The organism is Butyricicoccus sp. AM05-1 (genome assembly GCF_003474415.1).
GTDB classification, from domain to species: Bacteria; Bacillota; Clostridia; order Oscillospirales; family Butyricicoccaceae; genus Agathobaculum; species Agathobaculum butyriciproducens.
Window position 1 is genome coordinate 96,412 of the sequence record NZ_QUDG01000005.1, and the last position, 20,806, is coordinate 117,217.

Genomic DNA, 20,806 nt, shown 5'->3' on the forward strand with positions numbered 1-20,806 from the left:
TGTGATTTGCTCCCGTTACGTTACTCATATCTCAGTTTTACATTTTCTGCATTGCACAGATCAACGTACTCCTTCGGCGGTTCGCAGTCGGTGATGAACGCGGTCAGGTCTTTGAGGTGGCAGAACGTGACGATCGCTTCCTTGCCGATCTTGGACGAATCGACCATGCCGTAGATGTTATCCGCGCGGTGAACAACGGCACGCTTGATCTCGGCTTCGAGGAAGGTGGTGTTGGTCATGCCTGCAGTCAGTGACACGCCGGTCGCGCCCATGAACGCCTTGTTGATACGCATGGTGGACAGCGCTTCGATCGCGGACAGGCCGACAAACGAATCCGTAGTCGGGCTGTAAATGCCGCCGAGCGAGATAATATTAAGGTTATCGTACTTGGAGGCCTCGCTCAGCGCACCGAGCGAGTGGGTGATGATCGTAATCCGCTTTTTTGCCACAAGAAACCGCAGCAGACACAGGGTGGTCGTGCCGGAGTCGATAAAAATGGTATCGCCATCCGCGACCTCCTCGGCGGCCAGACGGCCGATGAGAGACTTGTCGATCTGGTTGAGACCCGAACGGATGGGCGTCGGCACGGCACCGGACGGCACCGTAGCGGTCACGCCGCCGTATACCTTGGTGATGTGGCCGCGCTGCTCAAGCTCGTTCAGGTCGCGGCGGATGGTATTCTTGGACACGCCAAAAACCTCGCACAGCTCGTCAATGCTGACGGTCTCGCGCGAGATGACATATTGCTCTATCGAATTGAGACGGCTGACTTTCATATTCACAGCTCCCACATAATAATATCCGCCTAGTAGTATCCGAATGTATCCACAATGTTTTCTTTAGTTTATCAAATTTGTAACCAAATGTCCACCGCTCCAAAGAATGAGAATATGGCATGGATTTGGCGGAAAAGGTCGGAAATACATGAAAATTCGCGGCGAAGAAGGGAAGAAAGTGAGAAAAATCCGTAAAACCGCATTTCGAAAATAATTTCTGGCAGTGAGCGGGGAGAGAAGCGCTAACCCGTCTGCGGGGAGAGGGATACGCAGACAAACAGCAGAAACAGGACGGGATACCCCTTTTGAAAATATATTTTTACCGTTTTGCAAGAGGTTTCCCAACAAAATAAATACATATAACCAGCAGATAACCAACAAATTACCTAATTTTACTCGAAATAAATTAGATATTTTCCATAAGGCGTTTGAATGAAATTGGAATTTTGCGAACAAATGCAGGAATTTCGGTTGAAATTTTGGCGGTTTGGTGATACACTTGTATTCGTAAAACAGTGGCATTGTGCCGCTGTACGCTGGAACCTGTTCCGCGGAGAGAAAATTATATTTTGAATTAGGCAGGTGTATGCAATGCAGAAAGCAGAAAAGATGCAGGAGCTTCGTGTATTTGCTCAGGAAATCCGTGTGGAGACCCTGAAGACCGTCGGTTCGCTTGGCTTCGGCCACGTTCCGGGTGCAATGTCCGTTATTGATGCGCTGGCAGTTCTGTACGGCGAAGTAATGAAGGTTGATCCGAAGAACCCGCATTGGGAAGATCGTGACTGGTGCGTACTGTCCAAGGGCCACGCTGGTCCGGCTATGTACGCTACCCTCGGTCTGAAGGGTTTCTACCCGATCGAGGACGCTTATACCCTTAATCAGCCGCACACCAACTTCCCGTCCCATACCGACCGCACCAAGACCCCCGGTGTTGACCTGACGACCGGTTCTCTCGGTCAGGGCATGTCCACCGCTACCGGTGCTGCTCTGGGCAACAAGCTCGACGGCCGCGACAGCCACGTATTCGTATTCGTTGGCGATGGCGAGTGCGATGAGGGCCAGGTTTGGGAGGCTGCTCAGTTCGCAGCTCACTACAAGCTGGACAACCTCGTTTGCTTCGTAGACGACAACAAGTACCAGCTCGACGGTGCTGTTGACAAGGTTATGAGCCACGGCAAGGGCATCGGTGCTAAGTTCGCAGCATTTGGCTGGAACGTTATCGAGCTGCAGGACGGCAATGACGTAGAGCAGATCTACGACGCTGTTCAGCTCGCTTACGACACCAAGGGCGTACCGACTTGCATCGTCCTGAACACCGTTAAGGGCCTGGGCGCCACCTTTGCTGAAGGCACTGGCGCGCACTCCTCTCAGCCGACTAAGGAGCAGTGGGATGAAGCCATTGCTGCTGCTGAGAAGAAGCTCGCTGAGATCAAGGCACAGTAAGGGAGGGTATTGAACATGAGCTTTACTTTGATTGGCAAGCACGAGAAGGATTCTCGTAACAACCGTGACGGTTACGTTACCGCTATGCTGGACCTGATGGAGAAGGACAGCAAGGTTATGCATGTTGACTGCGACCTCGAGAACTGCATCAATACCGGCAAGCTGGCTAAGGCTTTCCCGGAGCAGACCGTAAACGCAGGTATCGCAGAGGCTAACGCTATGGGCGTTGCTGCAGGTCTGGCTGCTACCGGCCGCACCGTATTCATGCACTCCTTCGGCTGCTTCGCTTCCCGCCGTGCATTTGACCAGGCATTCATGTCCGCAGCTTACGCTAAGCTGCCGGTACACGTTATCGGTTCCGACCCCGGCGTATGCGCTGCATACAACGGCGGTACCCACATGCCGTTCGAGGACTGCGCTCTGTACATGTCCGTACCGGAAGCAGTTGTTATCGACCCGGTTGACTACGCTCAGATCAACTGCCTGACCAAGAAGCTGGCAGCATCCGGCAAGTTCTCCTACATGCGCATGATCCGTAAGGGCTTCACCACCGTTTACGGCGATGGCTCTGACTTCGAGATTGGCAAGGGCGTTACCCTGAAGGAAGGCAAGGACGTAGCTATCATCGCTTCCGGCATCATGGTAGACGAGGCGCTGAAGGCTCAGGAGCAGCTGGCTGCTGAGGGTATCTCTGCCAAGGTTATTGATATGTTCACCTGGAAGCCGCTCGACGAGCAGCTCATCCTCGATTCCGCTGCTGAGTGCGGCGCTATCGTAACCGCTGAGAACCATCAGGTAAAGGTTGGTCTGGGTTCTGCTGTTGCTAACGTTGTTATCAAGAACAACCCGGTTCCGATGGAGATGGTAGGCGTTGAGGATCGCTTCGGTCAGGTAGGCGCTGAGTCCTTCCTGCGCGAGGAGTACGGTCTGACCGCTGCTCACATCGTAGAGGCTGCTAAGAAGGCTATCGCTCGCAAGAACGGCTAAGTTTTCCTCGCAGATACGCGAAGTAAAATTGCATCGAAAAGCGTTCCGACGTATGTCGGAACGCTTTTTTGTCGTTACATTGCACAGAAGCAAACGCAGATTTTGCATGGTCTGGAAATAGACAATATCACCCAAATCTGCTACACTGTAAGCACAACAGTAAAAGGAGGAGGTGTACCACATGAAAAAACGGTACATAGCAGGATTGACACTGGCTCTTGTGGGGATTTTGAGCGGGTGCGGACAGCCGGCGGCAGACAACACAATCAGCCTTACACCGGTGGAGGAAACGACCGCAGACCAGAGTGGCAGACTGATTGAGTATAATTTTTCCGGCCACAGGAGCGAAGCCGAGGGCGTATTGTTTGGCTGTTATATATGGGATGGCAGCACATGGCAGAAAGATGAGGATGCCACGTTTGGGTTGCGTTGTTCGGCGACACTGGGCAGCGGCAAGGGCACGATCAAATTCGAGCGTGACGGCGATGCGGCGAATGCGAACTATAAGATTGGAATGGATTCGCCACAGCTTGGCGGATATGCACAGGTTATGGATTCGCCCGAGAGAAACAGTCTGCCGATGGAGGGATTGACGGCAACTGTTGCTGCATGGGAGGAACCTGTCAATGGCTTGGCAGTCGACACGGAAATTCCGTTGCTCGTGCGTGTGTTCCGCACGGACGGTACGATCATTCCGGTATCTATTGATGCGTTTTCGGAACCGGAAAACAGCAAAGCCGTACAGAAAAGTGTGTATGCGGAAGCGTACACTGTAATTTTCTGCTATGAAATGTAAATGCTGAAACGGAGGTGTACCACATGAAAAAACGATACGCAGCAGGACTGGCACTGGCTCTTGTGGGGATTTTGAGCGGGTGCGGACAGGCAGAGACACAGCCGGCGGATAATACGATTTCCATCACGCCGGTGGAGCGGAAAACCGATGGACCGCAGATGGATATGGCGGTGAAGTACGATTTTGCCGGCAATCATGCGGATGTAAACGGAATGGAGTTCCGGCGTTACATCTGGGACGGCAGCGCATGGGAGAACGAGGGCGGGACGTTTACCGTTAATTTGGATAAAGTCGAAGAAAACGAGGGAACGATTCGATTTCAGCCGGAGAGTGATGTACTCAATGCGGAATATATCGTTATCATTGATGCGCAGACACCGGAATCGGGAAATTCTATACAGTTTGCGGAATCTCCTGCGCTGAGCGGTCTGCCGACGGAGTGGCTGACCTCGGCGGTGGCCATGCAGGAGGAAAAGATTGACGATCTGGCGCTCGATGTAGAGATTCCGCTGCTTGTACGCACATTCCGTACAGACGGAACACAGATTCTGGTGGCGATTGACGCGTTCGCTGACCCGGAAAACAGTTCGGCGGTCAAATACAGCAGCTATGCGGAGGCATATACTGTGAAATTTGTAAAGAACGATACTCTATAAAATGAATGCCCTGACCTCTCGTCAGGGCATTTTTTCTCTTTACGCCAACCGCGAATTTCACTATAATAGAGGGAGCGGAAAGGGGAGAGAACCATGTCCCAAACAGACAGCCCACTGGGTACAGCACCGGTCGGCAAGCTGGTTCTGCAGCTTGCGATACCGGCGATGCTGGCGCAGTTTGTCAATATTCTATACAGCGTGGTCGATCGCATGTATGTCGGCCACATCGCGGGTGCGGGCGATGCGGCGCTGGCGGGTGTCGGCGTGTGCGCGCCTGTGGTGACCATGATTACCGCCATCGGTGCGCTCATCGGCTTCGGCGGCGGACCGCTGATGAGCATCCGCATGGGGCGGCGCGACATGGGCGGTGCCCGCCAGATCATCACGAACAGCTTCTACCTATTGCTGGCGCTGAGCGTGCTGGCGACCGTGCCGCTGCTTATTTTCAAGCGGCAGATCCTGTTCACCTTCGGCTGCAGCGAGCTCCTGTGGGACTACGCGCAGGCGTATTTTACGACCTACGTTTCCGGCACTGTGTTCGCATTGCTGAGCTACGGACTCAATCAAATTACAATGAGTCAGGGATTTTCCGGTACCGCAATGCGGTCTGTTATGCTCGGAGCGGCCGTAAATATCGCACTTGACCCGGTGTTCATTTTTGCGCTGCACATGGGCGTGCGCGGAGCCGCTCTTGCAACCGTGCTGTCGCAGGCGTGCTCGACGGCGTACATTCTGCGGTTCCTGTTCAGCGGCAGAGCCGCTGTCCGCATTACCCGTCAGCCGGTCAATTTCGGCTGGATACGCCGTATTGTGCAGGTCGGTCTGTCGCCTGCGCTCATCATCGCGCTGGATAACGTGCTGCTCATCTCCATCAACGTCATGCTGCGCAAATACGGCGGCGCAGACAGCGATATGCTCATCGCGTGTGCCGCCATCATGCAGAGCTTCATGCTCGTTATCACCATGCCGCTCGGCGGAATTACAGCGGGTACGCAGTCCATTCTCGGCTATAACTACGGCGCGTGCGACGAAAAACGCGTCATGAAGGCGTTTCGGTGCATTGTGCTGCTGTGCCTCGTGTTCTGCGGCATCATGTTCCTGCTCGCGCAGACGGTCTCGGGTGCTTTTGTCAAAATCTTCACCAAAGACCCGGCGTATATTGATATGGCGGCGTATATGATCCGCACCTACTCGCTCGGCGTGCTCGGACTGACCATCCAGTACCCGTTCGTGGACGGCATGACCGGCATGGGCCTTGTCAAATGGGGACTGACGTTTTCCATGCTCCGCAAGGGCATTTTCCTCGTCAGCGTGTTCATCCTGCCGCCGATTTTCGGGGCAACAGCCGTTATGTTTTCCGAGCCGCTGTCGGATGTCGTGTCGGCGGTGTTCTCCGGCTGCGCGGCCATGTTCCTCTTGCCGAAGCTGGTGGCGAAACAATGCTGCAAGTAGAGTGAAGAGCATGAGAAGTTTAACCTTCTTCATATTGTTACATTACACATAAAATCTAAATCCTAGGGTGCGACGACTCGGCGCACCGTCTGTAACCCGTCTGCACAGACCTAACCGTAGGGGCGAACATTGTTCGCCCGAGAACCGTTTGATTTTACGTTGTGTGGGAGCACAATGTGCTCCCCTACGGGGGTAACATGTACTAATCGTTAGATGCGGTGCGCCGAGGTCGTACCCCAGGGCACCTTCTTTTGCCCTTTGGGCAATTCACCTTGTCGCACCCTGCGGTGTACCTTTATGATAATATGAAAAACGGAGAAACACGATGAATCATTACGTTCATTCTCCATCTTCCATCCTCCATTCTCAATTACTTCCCGCTCTTTGTACAAACTACCCCTTTACGAACGCATTTTCACTCTGTATAATAAAGTAAGATAGAAAACTCTTTCCGTCGAACGGAACAAGAACGATAACGGAGGAACAGAACATGGACGTTAAGGAACGCGCACTGCAGGCACACGAAAAATGGGGCGGCAAGATTGAGGTCGTGGCCCGCTGTGAGGTAAACAGCAAGGACGATCTGTCGATCGCGTACACGCCGGGTGTTGCCGAGCCGTGCCTCAAGATCAAGGACGATCCGTCTCTCAGCTACAAGTACACGCGCCGCCACAATCTGGTTGCGGTCATCACGGACGGCACCGCGGTGCTCGGTCTGGGCGATATCGGTCCGATTGCCGGCATGCCGGTTATGGAGGGCAAGTGCGCGCTGTTCAAGGCGTTCGCTGACGTGGATGCGTTCCCGCTCTGTGTGGCTTCCAAGGATGTGGACGAGATCGTCCGCACCATTCAGCTGATCTCCGGCTCGTTCGGCGGCATCAACCTCGAGGACATCGCGGCTCCGCGCTGCTTTGAGATCGAGCGCCGACTCAAGGAGGTCTGCGACATTCCGGTATTCCACGATGACCAGCACGGCACGGCTGTCTGCTGCGGTGCGGCTCTGCTCAACGCCTGCCGCCTGACCGGCCGCAAGGTGGATGAGATCAAGATGGTCGTCAACGGCTGCGGCGCGGCTGCTATCGCCGTTACCAAGTTCCTGATGTTCCTCGGCGTCAAGCACATCACGATGGTTGAGCGCTTCGGCATCGTCTGCGAGGGCGATGAGCGTCTGAATCCGGCACAGCAGGAGATGGCCAAGGTCACCAACCGCGAGCACATGACAGGCACGCTGGCCGATGCTGTCAAGGGTGCAGATGTATTCTTCGGTATGTCGGCGCCGCAGGTGCTCACCGCTGAGATGGTCTCCACCATGGCAAAGGACCCGATGGTATTCGCTATGGCCAATCCGGTGCCCGAAATCTGGCCGGAGGACGCAAAGAAGGGCGGCGCTGCCGTTGTCGGCACCGGCCGTTCGGACTACCCGAACCAGATCAACAACGTGCTTGCGTTCCCGGGCATTTTCCGCGGCGCACTCGATGTTCGCGCAAGCGACATCAACGAGGAGATGAAGCTGGCAGCGGCTAAGGCGATCGCGGCCTGCGTTTCCGATGAGGAGCTGAACGCGGAGTATATCATGCCGATGGCGTTCGACAAAAAGGTCATCCGTTCGGTAGCCGATGCCGTTGCACAGGCTGCCCGCGATTCCGGTGTGGCCCGTATCTGAGCGCAGCAGACGAAAAGTTACAGATAAGACAAAATCAACCGCGCGGGAACAATCTCGCGCGGTTTTTGCGCAAAAGTGCGTGCACGCACACGCACAAGTTCGCGGAATGACAAAAACAGCGGATTGCACAACTCGGCTTTGTGAAAAAATGCGTTTGACATTTACAGTGCATAAGGGTACAATAAGAATAACAAAAATGCGTTTGTTCTGCGCAGACGCAGAGAGAAGATTATGGAGGGAATAACTATGTTAGATCCGAAGAAAGTAAGACTGGGTATCTGCCCGATCGGCTGGTCCAATGATGATATGTGGGATCTCGGCGACGAGAACACCTTCCAGCAGTGCATCTCTGAGATGAAGCTCGCTGGTTTTGACGGCTGCGAAGTAGGTCACAAGTATCCGGAGGACAAGACTGTCCTCAAGCACATGCTGGACGCACGCAACCTGACCATCGCTTCCAAGTGGTTCTCCTCTTTCCTGGTTGACAAGCCGTACGAAGAGGTAGAGGCTGAGTTCATCAAGGAGCTGGATTACCTGTCCTACGTTGGCGCTACCGCAATCAACGTATCCGAGCAGTCCGGTTCTATCCAGGGCCAGCTGGACACCCCGGTTCTGGACGACAAGAAGCGCGTTCTGACCGACGAGGAGTGGGATCGCTTCACCACCGGCCTGAACAAGCTGGGCAAGCTGTCCATGGAGAAGTACGGCATCCGCACCTGCTTCCATCATCACATGGGCACCGTATGCCAGACCGTTGAGGAGACTACCCGCCTGATGGAGAACACCGATCCGAAGTATGTATTCCTGTGCTTCGATACCGGCCACTTCACTTTCGCTGGCGAGGATCCGGTAAAGATGCTCGAGAAGTTTGCTGACCGTGTTGGCCACGTTCATCTGAAGAACATGCGTATGCCGCTGGTTGAGAAGGCTCGCGCTGAGCACTGGTCTTTCCTGGATGCAGTTCGCGCAGGCGCTTTCACCGTACCGGGCGATCCGGACGGCTGCGTAGAGTTCGACGCTGTATTCGATCTGCTTGACAAGGCTGGCTACACCGGCTGGATCATGGTAGAGGCTGAGCAGGATCCGGCTAAGGCTAATCCGTTCGAGTATGCTAAGATGGGCCGTGAGTACATCACTGCACACACCGGTCTGGGCGGCGAGGTTGTTCTGAAGAAGTAATTCTTCGCATATCGCGCAATAAAACACGAAACCGAGGGCGTTTGCCCTCGGTTTTTTGCGTTCAAAAAGGATATATGTCGTTAAGAACCGTTTGCACCGACCGGAAGCCTCCCCTGAAAGGAGGGGGGGACCGCCGAACGGCGGTGGAGGGGGTTGCCGTACCCATGGCAGAGGATTTCGCACGCTGCGGCGTGCGGGAATGTTGCCGCTGCGCGCGGCGGGCGCACAAGAGGGTAGACAACCTGCGGTTTTCCACCCTCTTGTGAATCACCCCTTTTCTCGCAAGGGCTTGGGTGCAGATGGTAGACTGCGTAAGCATGAAAAAGGGGAACGGCAGTCGGGTTACCGTTCCGTAGGGCAGACCAATGTGTCTGCCCATTTCTTTACCTATACGCAATGTCAGATACCTTTCTGCTACACATACGGTTTAGTCTACGCAGGCGCGGCATACCCGTGCCGCGCAACATTTTTACCTGTGCAGATTATCCAAATCCTGCGATTGCAGCCGGTTTGTGCCGGAAAACGAGTTGCGCGGCACTGTTATGCCGCGCGTAGCGGCAATCCCCGCCGCAGTCTACGGCGCAACTCTTCGCCCGGAAGCGGTGAACCGCCTGCGCGGTTCGGATGCCCCGAAAAACCGGTGCTGAAACCCCTCAGTCGCAGCAAGCTGCGCCAGCTCCCCTTTCGGGGGGAGCCTGCAACCGTCCGGAGGGCGCAAACCGCTTCGCCTTTTATTCATTTGCCGCTATATAAATCGTTGCAAATTCTCCGAAAATAGGGTAGAATAGTAAACAGGAATAGAATAAGGAGTGTGGAGCATGGAAGCACAGAAATATAAGCGCGTACTGATCAAGATCAGCGGCGAAGCCCTTGCGGGCGATAAGCATTTCGGCCTGAACTTTGATGTCATCGGTCCGGTATGCGATGTGATCAAAAAATGCAACGAAGAGGGCTGCGAGATCGGCATTGTTGTCGGCGGCGGCAACTTCTGGCGCGGCGTAAAGGACGGCGGCGGCAAGATGGAGCGCACCCGCGCGGACCACATGGGCATGCTGGCAACCACCATCAACGCACTGGCTCTGCAGGATGCTCTGGAGCAGCGCGGCGTGGACGTTCGCGTGCAGACTGCTATCGAGATGAACAAGATCGCTGAGCCGTACATCCGCTCGCGCGCGACCCGCCATCTGGAAAAGGGCCGTGTCGTTATCTTCGGCTGCGGCACCGGCTGCCCGTTCTTCTCGACCGACACCGCAGCGGTTCTGCGTGCGGCAGAGATCGGCGCGGATGTTATCCTGCTGGCAAAGAACGTAGACGGCGTGTACGATTCCGATCCGGCTGTCAATCCGGATGCCAAGAAGTACGACCACCTGAGCTACATGGACGTGCTCAATCAGGGTCTCGGCGTTATGGATTCCACGGCAACCTCGCTGTCCATGGATAACCATATCCCGATTCTGGTATTCGCGCTTTCCGACCCCGAAAATATTCACCGCGCTGTTAACGGCGAAAAGATCGGCACGATCGTTGAGGAGGTAAAATAATGAAGGAACAGATCAAGTCCCACGAGGCAAAAATGCAGAAAACGCTGGACGTGCTCTCCAAGGAGCTGGCAGCAGTCCGCGCAGGCCGCGCAAACCCGGCGGTTCTCGATAAGATCACCGTTGAGTATTACGGTGCACCGACCCCGCTGAATCAGGTTGCGGCAATTTCTACGCCCGACCCGCGCACGCTGGCCATCCAGCCGTGGGACGGCTCGGTGCTCAAGGCCATCGAGAAGGCGATCCAGGTCTCCGACCTCGGCATCAACCCGCAGAACGACGGCAAGCAGATTCGTCTGAACTTCCCGCCGCTGACCGAGGAGCGCCGCAAGGAGCTCATCAAGGGCGTTTCCAAGACCGGTGAGGAGGCAAAGGTTGCGCTCCGCAACATCCGCCGCGATGCACTGGACAAGTTCAAGGCAGCGCAGAAGAAGAGCGAGATCACCGAGGACGAACTGCACGACGGCGAGGACAAGATGCAGAAGCTGACCGATAAGTACGTCAAGGAAATCGACGCTATGGTCGCTAAGAAATCTAAGGAACTCGCAGAGGTTTAATCCAGGGGGAAGTCCGCTGCCTGCAGCGGCATGAAATCGGATTTTCGCAGAAAATCCGTAAAAAGCGGGAGCATGTATCTCGCTTTTTACACAAGGGAGCATAGCTGTGTGCCGCAAAGCGGCGCGCAGATGTGCTCGCAGGACGTATCCGAGCGTATGCTCGGTACGTTTCGATCGACCGAAAACGTGTTTTCGGTCGAGGAGCGAAGCGACATTGGGGGCGGCGGATTCGTCGCCCTTTTGCATGAAATTGGCAGGAAAACCTGCCGCAAGAGGGACAAACAGGGAGGAAACAGGTTGGGTCTGTTCACACGAAAAAAGAAGGATAACGCGCCCGAAAACCGTTCGGTGCCGCGTCATATTGCGGTCATCATGGACGGCAACGGCCGCTGGGCCAAGAAACGCGGTCTGCCGCGCAAGGCCGGTCACAAGGTCGGCGCGGAGACGTTCCGCACCATTGCCACCTACTGCAAGGACATCGGCGTGCAGTATTTCACGGTTTATGCATTCTCTACCGAAAACTGGAAGCGTCCGCAGGATGAAGTCGATGCGCTGATGAACCTGTTCCGCTCCTATCTGAAGGAAGCGGCGGAAACCATGTTCGAGCGCGGCGTTGCCGTGCGCGTGTTAGGCGATCTGACCGTTCTGCCGGAGGATATCCGCGCGCAGATCGCGGAGGTGGACGAGATTGCCGATCGGCTTGGTCCGGACGCGGCAACAGCCTCGCTGTGCATCAATTACGGTGGCCGTGACGAGATCAAAAACGCCGTCCGCGCCATCGCGGAGCAGGTGAAGAACGGCGAGCTGGCACCTGAGGATATCACCGAGGATACCATCACCGCCAACCTGTACACCGCGCACATGCCCGATCCCGACCTCATCATCCGTCCTTCGGGCGAGATCCGCACGTCCAACTTCCTGCTGTGGCAGTCCGCCTACTCGGAGTATTACTTCACCGATGTGCTGTGGCCGGACTTCAAAACCACCGATCTGGATGCGGCAATCGACAATTTTAACAACAGAAACCGTCGTTTCGGCGGCGTATAATATCCAATTAGGGTGATAAACGTATGAAAGCAAGAGTATTGTTTGGCGTGTTCGGCTTTGTCTTTGTGCTGCTGGCGCTGTATGTGTTCCCGCCGATTGTGCTGGAGCTTGTCGTGGCGGCGCTGTGCGTGTTCGCCACCTATGAGGTGCTCGGCTCGACAAAACTGGTGCGCAACCACTTGGAACTGCTGCTCGCAATGGCCGTCTCGCTGGGACTGGCTGTCGGTCATTTCAGCATTCTGCCGCTGTCGCTTACGAGCGTCATGCAGGGTCTGGTGCTGGTGCTGCTGTTCGGCTCGTTCGCCATCGAACTGAAATATCACGACGTCATGAAGGCTTCGCAGGTCTCGTGGGCATTTTTCGGCGGACTTGTCGTGCCGTACCTGCTGCTCAGTCTGCTGCGTATTTTCCAGATGCACTACCACCACGGTCCGTTCATCGTGCTGCTGCCGCTGCTTGCTGCCTGGGGCGCGGACACCTGTGCTCTGTTCTCGGGCATGCTGTTCGGCAAGCATAAGCTGGCGCCGGTCGTCAGCCCGAAAAAGACGGTAGAGGGCGCCGTCGGCGGCGTGGTCGGCGGTGCCGTCCTCGTGCTGATCGCGGCTTTGATTATGAACCGGACGCTTGACCTTGAAATGCCGCTCTGGTCGGCGGTCGTGCTCGGCGCAGTCGGCGCGGTGCTTGGAGAGATCGGCGACCTGTCGTTCTCGGTCATCAAGCGCCAGACCGGCATTAAGGATTACGGACATATTTTCCCGGGCCACGGAGGAGTGCTGGATCGCTTCGACAGCGTGCTGTTCGTAGCGCCTTTCGCGGAGCTGCTCTTTAGAGTCATTTGGTAATTGAAAATTGAGAATGGAGAATGGGGAATTGTGGTATCGTGCTTTGCGCGATGATTAAATTCCGCCCTTTGGGCGGCACCATAATTTTCAATTTTCCATTTTCAATTCTCCATTATCCCCAATCGTTTAACAGGAGAAAAATAATGAAGAAGATTGCGATTTTAGGTTCAACGGGTTCGATCGGCACGCAAACGGTCGATATTCTGCCTTCGATCGACGCCGAAGTCATCGCATTGACGACCAACCGGCGCATAAACTTATTGGAGGAGCAGGCGCGTGCCCTGCATCCGAAAATGGTCTGCGCGATGGATGAAAACGCAGCAAAGACGCTGAAAATCAAGCTGGCAGACACAAATATCGAGGTTCTGACCGGCATGGACGGTCTGATCGCCTGTGCTGCGGAGAGCGGCGCGGACATCGTGGTAACGGCGGTTGTCGGCATGGTCGGCCTGCTGCCGACGATGGCGGCCATCAAGGCGGGCAAGGACATTGCGCTGGCGAACAAGGAGACGCTCGTGTGTGCGGGCGGTCTGGTGATGAGTGCCGCAAAGCAGTACGGCGTGCGCATCCTGCCGGTGGATTCCGAGCATTCGGCGATCTTCCAGTGCGTGCAGGCGGCAAACGGCAACCCGATTGATAAAATCCTGCTGACCGCGTCCGGCGGTCCGTTCTTTGGCAAAAAGTTCGAGGAAATGCGTGGCATGACGCGCGAGCAGGCGCTTGCACACCCGAACTGGAGCATGGGTGCAAAGATCACGATCGACTCTGCGACTATGATGAACAAGGGTCTGGAGCTGATCGAAGCCATGTGGTTGTATGATCTGCCGCCGGAGGACATCGAAATTGTCGTCCACCGCGAGAGCATTGTGCACTCGGCGGTGGAGTTTGCGGACGGAGCGGTAATCGCGCAGCTCGGTCTGCCGGATATGCGTCTGCCGATCCAGCTGGCGCTGACATGGCCGCAGCGTGTGCCGTGCAAGGTGCCGCGCATGTCGCTCGCGGAGGTCGCAAAGCTGACGTTCTATGCACCCGACTATGAGGCGTTTCCGGCGCTGAATCTGGCAAAGCACGCCGCCTCTCTCAAGGGCGACCGCGGCGCTGTGCTCAACGGTGCAAATGAGGCCGCAGTCGGTCTGTTTTTGAACGGCAAGATCGGTTTTACCGACATCGCAGAGCGCGTTGCATACGCACTCGATACCATTCCGTACAAGAAGGACATCACGCTGGACGACGTTCTGGCGGCGGACAAAGCCGCGCGCGAGATCGTGCTCGGCTGACCGAAAGGAGCTACGCTTTGCTGCAAATCATTCTGGCAATCCTCGCCTTCGGTGTGCTGGTCATCGTGCATGAGTTCGGACATTTCATCACCGCCAAGCGCGGCGGTGTGCAGGTCAACGAATTTTGGATCGGCATGGGCCCGACCCTCCTCAAGCACGAGTACCACGGCACGCTGTACTGTCTCAAGCTGCTGCCGTTCGGCGGCGCGTGCGTCATGGAGGGCGAGGACGGTGAAAGTGAAAATGAGCACGCCTTCGGTAAGGCGAAGCTGCCGCGGCGCATGCTCATTGTGTGTGCGGGCGCGCTGATGAATTTCCTCGTGGGATTCCTTATCGTGCTGGCGGTCATGCGTCCGAACGGACCGAACGGCGGCTATATCGTCTCCACCATCAGCGAGGTCAATCCGGCGAGCACCGCCGCCGCAGACGGCGGTCTGGAGGCAGGCGACGAGATTCTCAAGATCGACGGCTACCACATCCTCGTGCGGACGGATTTCGATACCGCGCTTGCGCGCACCGGTTCGACCACGCATGAAATTACCGTGCGCCGCAACGGCGAAAAGGTGACGCTGCCGTCCGTCAAGCTCGAAGCGGCGGTCACGGATGCGAACGGCAACAAGCGCATCGGCATCACCTTTGCGGAGCTGCCCGACAGCCTTGGCATGCACCTCAATATGAGCGTGCGCACCGCCGTCAACTACGCGCGGCTCGTCTGGTCGAGCGTGGGCATGCTCGTCAGCGGACAGGTCGGCGTGGATCAGCTTTCCGGTCCGGTCGGCGTGGCCGAGGTCATGGCAGATACCGCCAAGTACAGCATGATTTCGTTCTTCCAGCTTGTGGCATTTATCTCGATCAACCTCGGCGTGATGAACCTGCTGCCGCTGCCCGCACTGGACGGCGGTCGGCTCGTGTTCCTCATCATCGAGGGCATTCGCCGCAAGCCCGTGCCGCCCAAGTACGAGGGCTATGTGCACGCGGCAGGACTCATGCTGCTGCTTATGCTGATGGTGTATGTGACCGGGCAGGACGTACTGCGCATTTTTATGCGCAGTAATTGAGAATTGAGAATGGAAAATGAATGTGCGGCGCAAAGCGCGATACCACAATTCTTCATTCTCCATTTTCCATTTGTGAGAGGTTAGAGCTATGAAAATAACAAAGCAAATCAAGATAAGGGACGTATTGGTTGGCGGCGGCGCTCCCATTGCGGTGCAGTCCATGACTAACACGGACACGCGCGACGCGCAGGCTACTCTGGCACAGATTCGCGCACTGGCGGACGCGGGCTGCGACATTGTTCGCTGTGCCGTGCCGGATATGCAGGCGGCGGAGGCGCTGCGCGAAATCTGCGCGAACTCGCCGCTGCCGGTGGTGGCGGACATCCACTTTGACTATCGTCTCGCGCTGGCGGCGATCGAGTCCGGCGTGGACAAGATCCGCTTGAATCCGGGCAACATCGGCGGCGCAGACCGCGTACAGGCGGTTGTGAAGGCGGCAAAGGCACGCCGTCTGCCGATTCGTATCGGCGTAAACTCCGGCTCGGTGGAGAAGCACATCCTCGAGAAATTCGGCGGGCCGACACCTGAGGCCATGGTGGAAAGTGCGCTGTACCATGTTGGTCTGCTCAACGACTGCGATTTTGACGATATCTGCATTTCCATCAAGTCGTCCTCGGTGCCGAACACCATGCAGGCGTACCTGCTGGCGAGTGAAAAGACCGACTATCCGCTGCACCTCGGCGTGACCGAGGCGGGCACCGAGTACATGGGCACGATCAAGTCGGCGGCGGGCATCGGCGGTCTGCTGGCGCTCGGCGTGGGCGATACCATCCGTGTGAGCCTGACCGATGATCCGGTCAAGGAGGTCTACGCGGCAAAGGCGATTCTCAAGGCTGTCGGCAGAGCGGAAGAGGGCATCAACGTGGTTTCCTGCCCGACCTGCGGCCGCACGCGCATCAACCTCATCGACATTGCCAAAGAGGTCGAGCAGCGCTGCCAGAGCATTCGCGGCAAGAAGATGAAGGTAGCTGTTATGGGCTGCGTGGTAAACGGTCCCGGCGAAGCGCGTGAAGCCGATCTCGGCATTGCGGGCGGCGACGGCGTCGGTCTGATCTTCCGCCGCGGCGAGATCATCAAAAAGGTGCCGCAGGAGCAGCTTGTGGATGCACTGATGGACGAAATCGCACATTATGAAGGAGAATAATCGTGGCTGGAAAGCTGATTGATATTTTTCAAAACTGCAAATGTGTAAATGAGGAGAAGCACCTTGCCGCAGGCGAGGTGCGTTCTCTGGCATTTGGGGATAATAACACGGTGATGGTCGTGGAACTCAGTCTGCATGAGGTTGTCAGCCGCAAGGTGATTGCCAAGGCGGAAAAGCAGATCGCGGACACCTACGGTCTTGACCGTGTGATGATCGAGCCGCGCTACAACATGCCGGGTGAGCTGTCGAACGCGTACATCAAGTCGCTGTATGACGACATGGCGTACCGCATGCCGTCGGCCAAGGGTCTGCTCGACCATACCAAGTGGGAATTTGCGGACGGTGCGCTCCAAATCCCGATGGACGAGGTGAGCGAAAAGCATTTCGCAAACGCACTGCGGCATCTGGAGGCGCGGATTCAGCGGGAGCTGGGGAGAAGCTGTCCGGTGCACGCGGTCCGCGCGGATGCACAGGATTTTGCACCCGCACCCGAGCAGGAGGAGAGCCGCGAGGAAATTCTGCACAAGGCTGTGGAGCAGGCGGCGGCAGCCGCGGCGGAAACGCCCAAGCCGAAAAAGCCGCGTCCGGCGCCGCAGCAGCATACCGGCTATCAGCGCCCGCGCGCCGAGAAGGTGCGCGAGGACGATCTCATTTTCGGCAAGCTGATTCAGGACCCCATTGTTTCGGTCAACGAGGCGATTGCCGCCTATGATATGGTGACGATTCAGGGCGAGGTGTTCTTCACCGACAGCAAGGACATCCACAGCAAGAAAACCGGCAAGGATTATGTTAAGATTGCGTTTGATATGACCGACCGCACCAATTCCGTGCGCGTTTCCAAGTTCCTTGCGGCGGACAAGGCGGGCGATACGGCATCTAAAATCAAGAAGGGACTCTACTGCACCGTGCAGGGCAAGATGGTGTACGACACCTTTGCCAAGGAGATGGTGCTCGAGCCGACCGGCATCGTCAAGGCGAAAAAGCCCGAGCGTAAGGACACCTACGAGGGCATGAAGCGCGTCGAGCTGCACCTGCACACCAACATGAGCGCGATGGACGGCATGAGCAGCACCGCGTCTCTGCTGTGCCGCGCCGCAAAGTGGGGACACCGCGCGATGGCGATCACCGACCACGGTGTGGCGCAGGCGTTCCCCGAAGCACTGCACGCGCAGGAGGGCAAGCAGAAGGACATCATCGGTGACATGAAGATCATCTACGGCATCGAGGCGTACTACATCAACGACGAGAACAGTATTTCGGTCGTGCGCGGCAGGAGCGCCGAGCCGCTTGACGGTACGTTCATCGTATTCGACCTTGAGACCACCGGACTCAATCCGGCGAGCGAGGAGATCACCGAGATTGCCGCTGTGCGCGTTGTGGAGGGCGAGATTCGCGATTCCTTCCAGACCTATGTCAACCCGCACAAGCCGATTCCGCCGGAAATCACCGAGCTGACCGGCATTTCGGACGAGACGGTAGCAGACGCGCCCGACCTCGACAAAGCCGTGCCGGAATTCCTCGCATGGGCAGGCGAGGGACAGTACCCGCTTGTGGCGCACAACGCAGGCTTCGATATGGGTTTCCTGCGGACGGCCTGCCAGAGACTGGGCATCGAGCGGGAGTTTACAAGCATTGATACCCTCGAGATGAGCCGCCTGATGCTGCCGCACATGCACAAATTCAAGCTGAACATTCTGGCGAAGGAGCTGCAGGTCGGCCCGTTCGAGCACCACCGCGCGAGCGAGGATGCCGCCGTGCTCGGCCGCATTTACGTCAAGCTGCTGAAAAGGCTCAAGGAGGAGATGCACGCGGTTACGACTGCGGATATCAATCCGGTGCTGGCGGCAACAACCGACCGCAAGAACAAGCTGAAAAACCTGCCGCGCTATCATTTTATCATTCTGGTGAAGAACCAGGCGGGACTGCGAAACCTGTATCAGCTGATTTCCAAGAGCTTTCTGGAATATTACAACAAGCGCCCCATTATGCCGCGCAGCGAACTCATCCGTCACCGTGAGGGACTGATTTTCGGCTCGGCGTGTGAGGCGGGCGAGGTGTTCCGCGCACTGACCAAGGGCGAGCCGTGGGAGGAGATCAAGCGGCTGGCGTCGTTTTACGACTATCTGGAGATTCAGCCGATCGGCAATAACAACTTCATGATCGCAAAGGGTATGGCGAAGGACGAGGAGCAGCTGCGCGACTGGAACCGCGATATTCTCCGTCTGGCGGATGAATTGGGGAAACCGTGCTGCGCCACCGGTGACGTACATTTCCTTGAACCCGAGGATGAGGCGTTCCGCCGTATTCTGATGGCGGGTCAGGGCTTCTCCGATGCGGACAATCAGGCGCCGCTATACTTTAAGAGCACGGATGAAATGCTGAAGGAATTTTCCTATCTCGGTGAGGACCGGGCGTATGAGGTGGTCGTGAAGAACACCAACATGATCGCCGACATGTGCGACGTGATTCGTCCGGTGCCGAGGGAAAACTACCCGCCGCACATCGACGGCTGTGAGGACGACCTGCGCAACATGTGCTACGAAAAGGCCAAGCGTATCTACGGCGATCCGCTGCCCGAGCCGGTGCAGGCGCGGCTTGACCGTGAGCTTGGCTCCATCATCGGCAACGGCTATGCGGTTATGTACATCATCGCGCAGAAGCTGGTTACCAAGTCGCTCGCGGACGGCTATCTGGTTGGCTCGCGTGGTTCGGTCGGCTCGTCGCTCGCGGCGTTCATGTCGGATATCACCGAGGTAAATTCGCTCGCCCCGCACTATCTGTGCCCGGACGACAAATATCTCGAGTGGCACGAGGAATACTCCTGCGGTGTCGATCTGCCCGATAAGATCTGCCCGAAATGCGGCAAGCCGCTCACCAAACAGGGCTTCAACATTCCGTTCGAGACCTTCCTCGGCTTCGAGGGCGACAAGGTGCCGGATATCGACCTGAACTTTGCGGGCGAGTATCAGTCGCGCATTCACTGGTACACCGGCGAGATCTTCGGACACGACCATGTGTTCCGAGCGGGCACCATCGGCACGGTTGCTGAAAAAACCGCGTTCGGCTACGTTAAAAAGTACATGGAGGAGCGCGGCGTTGAGTGCTCCCGCGCGGAGGAAAATCGCCTTGCCGCAGGCTGCACGGGCGTGCGCCGCACCTCGGGTCAGCACCCGGGCGGCGTTGTCGTTGTACCCAAGGAGATTGAGATTTACGACGTCTGTCCGATTCAGCATCCGGCAGACGACCCGGATTCCGAAATCATCACCACCCATTTCGAGTATCACTCCATTGACGCGAACCTGCTCAAGCTGGACGAGCTGGGACACGATGACCCGACCATTATCAAGCATCTGGAGAACCTCACCGGCGTAAACGCGCAGGAGATTCCGCTCGACGACCCGGAGACCATGAGCCTGTTCCACTCATGCAAGGCACTCAAGTACAAGGGCGAAAACCCGGATACCGACCCGATCCTCGGTGACCTCGGCTGTGTGGCCGTGCCCGAGTTCGGAACCAAGTTCGTGCGCGGCATGGTCAAGGAGACACACCCGTCTACGTTCGCAGAGCTGGTTTCGATTTCCGGCCTGTCGCACGGCACGGACGTTTGGCTCGGCAATGCCGCAGAGCTGGTCCGCAAGGGCATTCCGCTGTCCGGCTGTATCTGCTGCCGAGACGATATCATGAACTACCTGATCCTGCAGGGCGTCAAGCCCAAGCTGTCGTTCAAGACGATGGAGTCCGTCCGAAAGGGCAAGGGACTGACCGAGGAAATGGAAGCCGCCATGAACGAGCAGCATGTGCCCGAGTGGTACATCGACTCGTGCAAGAAGATCAAGTATATGTTCCCGAAGGCGCACGCGGTCGCGTATGTCATGATGGCGTTCCGTATCGCGTGGTTCAAGGTGCACCGTCCGCTCGCGTTCTATTCGGCGTACTTTTCCATCCGCGCGAAAGGCTTTGATGCGTCCTGTATGATCAAGGGCGATAAGGTCTGTCTGGATAAAATGTCCGAACTGCGCCAGAAGGAGCGCGACAAGACGATTTCAGCGGCAGAAAAGGATATGATGACGACTTTGGAGGTCTGCCACGAGTTTTACAGGCGCGGATTTACGTTCGAGCCGATGGATGTTTATAAATCGGACGCAACGCGCTTTCTCGTAACGGAAACCGGACTGATTCCGCCGTTTACATCCATGCCGGGCATCGGTGAGCAGGCGGCGCTCAGCATCGTGGAGGAGAGAAAGAACGGTAAGTTCCTCTCGGCGGAAGAGCTGATCGTCCGGTGCCCGAAGGCGTCCAAGGCGGTCGTCGAGCTGCTTGAGCAGATCGGCGCGCTTGGCTCCATGCCGAAAACAACGCAGATGACCCTCTTTTAGAAAGGTGTGACGATT

The 20,806-nt window shown here is 56.7% G+C and carries 16 protein-coding genes; 15 read left to right on the top strand and 1 reads right to left on the bottom strand.

Annotated elements, in window-relative coordinates:
* Positions 1-20: 20 nt before the first annotated feature.
* Positions 21-776, bottom strand: a complete 756-nt coding sequence (locus tag DW088_RS08805; RefSeq protein WP_117491063.1) for a DeoR/GlpR family DNA-binding transcription regulator — start codon at positions 774-776, stop codon at positions 21-23.
* Positions 777-1,367: 591 nt separating this feature from the next.
* On the opposite strand from DW088_RS08805, the gene DW088_RS08810 reads away from it, so the two are divergent.
* The 15 genes from DW088_RS08810 to DW088_RS08880 all read left to right on the top strand — a co-directional run bounded on the left by DW088_RS08810 (position 1,368) and on the right by DW088_RS08880 (position 20,791).
* Positions 1,368-2,219 (top strand): transketolase, encoded by an 852-nt coding sequence (locus tag DW088_RS08810; protein ID WP_117491065.1) that lies wholly within the window; start codon positions 1,368-1,370, stop codon positions 2,217-2,219.
* 15 nt (positions 2,220-2,234) lie between these two features.
* Positions 2,235-3,206 carry a transketolase family protein gene (locus DW088_RS08815; RefSeq protein ID WP_118360432.1) on the top strand — a complete coding sequence of 324 codons (972 nt, stop codon included), beginning with the start codon at positions 2,235-2,237 and terminating at the stop codon, positions 3,204-3,206.
* 181 nt (positions 3,207-3,387) lie between these two features.
* Positions 3,388-4,002, top strand: a complete 615-nt coding sequence (locus DW088_RS08820; RefSeq protein ID WP_118360433.1) for a hypothetical protein — start codon at positions 3,388-3,390, stop codon at positions 4,000-4,002.
* Between the two features lie 23 nt (positions 4,003-4,025).
* The gene (locus DW088_RS08825) at positions 4,026-4,658 is read left to right on the top strand and encodes a hypothetical protein (protein ID WP_118360434.1); all 633 of its coding nucleotides are present in this window, start codon (positions 4,026-4,028) and stop codon (positions 4,656-4,658) included.
* Positions 4,659-4,751: 93 nt separating this feature from the next.
* Positions 4,752-6,110, top strand: a complete 1,359-nt coding sequence (locus DW088_RS08830) for an MATE family efflux transporter (protein ID WP_118360435.1) — start codon at positions 4,752-4,754, stop codon at positions 6,108-6,110.
* A 490-nt stretch (positions 6,111-6,600) separates the two neighbouring features.
* Complete coding sequence (locus DW088_RS08835; RefSeq protein WP_110436477.1) at positions 6,601-7,773, top strand: NAD(P)-dependent malic enzyme; 1,173 nt, start codon at positions 6,601-6,603, stop codon at positions 7,771-7,773.
* 246 nt (positions 7,774-8,019) lie between these two features.
* Complete coding sequence (gene iolE, locus DW088_RS08840) at positions 8,020-8,952, top strand: myo-inosose-2 dehydratase (protein ID WP_110436478.1); 933 nt, start codon at positions 8,020-8,022, stop codon at positions 8,950-8,952.
* Between the two features lie 818 nt (positions 8,953-9,770).
* Positions 9,771-10,493, top strand: coding sequence for a UMP kinase (gene pyrH / locus DW088_RS08845; RefSeq protein WP_110436479.1), 723 nt, complete (start codon positions 9,771-9,773; stop codon positions 10,491-10,493).
* Entirely contained in the window at positions 10,493-11,047 is a 555-nt protein-coding gene (gene frr / locus DW088_RS08850) for a ribosome recycling factor (RefSeq protein ID WP_118285359.1), read from the top strand. Before pyrH ends, frr begins: the two co-directional genes overlap by 1 nt.
* 372 nt (positions 11,048-11,419) lie before the next feature.
* Positions 11,420-12,094, top strand: a complete 675-nt coding sequence (uppS, locus tag DW088_RS08855; RefSeq protein ID WP_242988199.1) for a polyprenyl diphosphate synthase — start codon at positions 11,420-11,422, stop codon at positions 12,092-12,094.
* 23 nt (positions 12,095-12,117) lie between these two features.
* Positions 12,118-12,936 (top strand): phosphatidate cytidylyltransferase, encoded by an 819-nt coding sequence (locus DW088_RS08860; protein ID WP_118360436.1) that lies wholly within the window; start codon positions 12,118-12,120, stop codon positions 12,934-12,936.
* 140 nt (positions 12,937-13,076) lie between these two features.
* Positions 13,077-14,213 carry a 1-deoxy-D-xylulose-5-phosphate reductoisomerase gene (locus DW088_RS08865; RefSeq protein WP_442861184.1) on the top strand — a complete coding sequence of 379 codons (1,137 nt, stop codon included), beginning with the start codon at positions 13,077-13,079 and terminating at the stop codon, positions 14,211-14,213.
* A 17-nt stretch (positions 14,214-14,230) separates the two neighbouring features.
* Positions 14,231-15,271, top strand: coding sequence for an RIP metalloprotease RseP (rseP, locus tag DW088_RS08870; RefSeq protein ID WP_158574647.1), 1,041 nt, complete (start codon positions 14,231-14,233; stop codon positions 15,269-15,271).
* A gap of 88 nt (positions 15,272-15,359) precedes the next feature.
* Positions 15,360-16,415 carry a flavodoxin-dependent (E)-4-hydroxy-3-methylbut-2-enyl-diphosphate synthase gene (ispG, locus tag DW088_RS08875; protein WP_118360439.1) on the top strand — a complete coding sequence of 352 codons (1,056 nt, stop codon included), beginning with the start codon at positions 15,360-15,362 and terminating at the stop codon, positions 16,413-16,415.
* Positions 16,416-16,417: 2 nt separating this feature from the next.
* Positions 16,418-20,791 (top strand): PolC-type DNA polymerase III, encoded by a 4,374-nt coding sequence (locus DW088_RS08880; protein ID WP_243029854.1) that lies wholly within the window; start codon positions 16,418-16,420, stop codon positions 20,789-20,791.
* Positions 20,792-20,806 lie beyond the last annotated feature (15 nt).

Excerpts from the sequence above, each read along its gene's own strand:
- DW088_RS08805 (WP_117491063.1), bottom strand. The coding sequence starts at position 776 with ATGAAAGTCAGCCGTCTCAATTCGATAGAGCAATATGTCATCTCGCGC.
- DW088_RS08810 (WP_117491065.1), top strand. The coding sequence starts at position 1,368 with ATGCAGAAAGCAGAAAAGATGCAGGAGCTTCGTGTATTTGCTCAGGAA.
- DW088_RS08815 (WP_118360432.1), top strand. The coding sequence starts at position 2,235 with ATGAGCTTTACTTTGATTGGCAAGCACGAGAAGGATTCTCGTAACAAC.
- DW088_RS08820 (WP_118360433.1), top strand. The coding sequence starts at position 3,388 with ATGAAAAAACGGTACATAGCAGGATTGACACTGGCTCTTGTGGGGATT.
- DW088_RS08825 (WP_118360434.1), top strand. The coding sequence starts at position 4,026 with ATGAAAAAACGATACGCAGCAGGACTGGCACTGGCTCTTGTGGGGATT.
- DW088_RS08830 (WP_118360435.1), top strand. The coding sequence starts at position 4,752 with ATGTCCCAAACAGACAGCCCACTGGGTACAGCACCGGTCGGCAAGCTG.
- DW088_RS08835 (WP_110436477.1), top strand. The coding sequence starts at position 6,601 with ATGGACGTTAAGGAACGCGCACTGCAGGCACACGAAAAATGGGGCGGC.
- iolE (WP_110436478.1), top strand. The coding sequence starts at position 8,020 with ATGTTAGATCCGAAGAAAGTAAGACTGGGTATCTGCCCGATCGGCTGG.
- pyrH (WP_110436479.1), top strand. The coding sequence starts at position 9,771 with ATGGAAGCACAGAAATATAAGCGCGTACTGATCAAGATCAGCGGCGAA.
- frr (WP_118285359.1), top strand. The coding sequence starts at position 10,493 with ATGAAGGAACAGATCAAGTCCCACGAGGCAAAAATGCAGAAAACGCTG.
- uppS (WP_242988199.1), top strand. The coding sequence starts at position 11,420 with ATGGACGGCAACGGCCGCTGGGCCAAGAAACGCGGTCTGCCGCGCAAG.
- DW088_RS08860 (WP_118360436.1), top strand. The coding sequence starts at position 12,118 with ATGAAAGCAAGAGTATTGTTTGGCGTGTTCGGCTTTGTCTTTGTGCTG.
- ispG (WP_118360439.1), top strand. The coding sequence starts at position 15,360 with ATGAAAATAACAAAGCAAATCAAGATAAGGGACGTATTGGTTGGCGGC.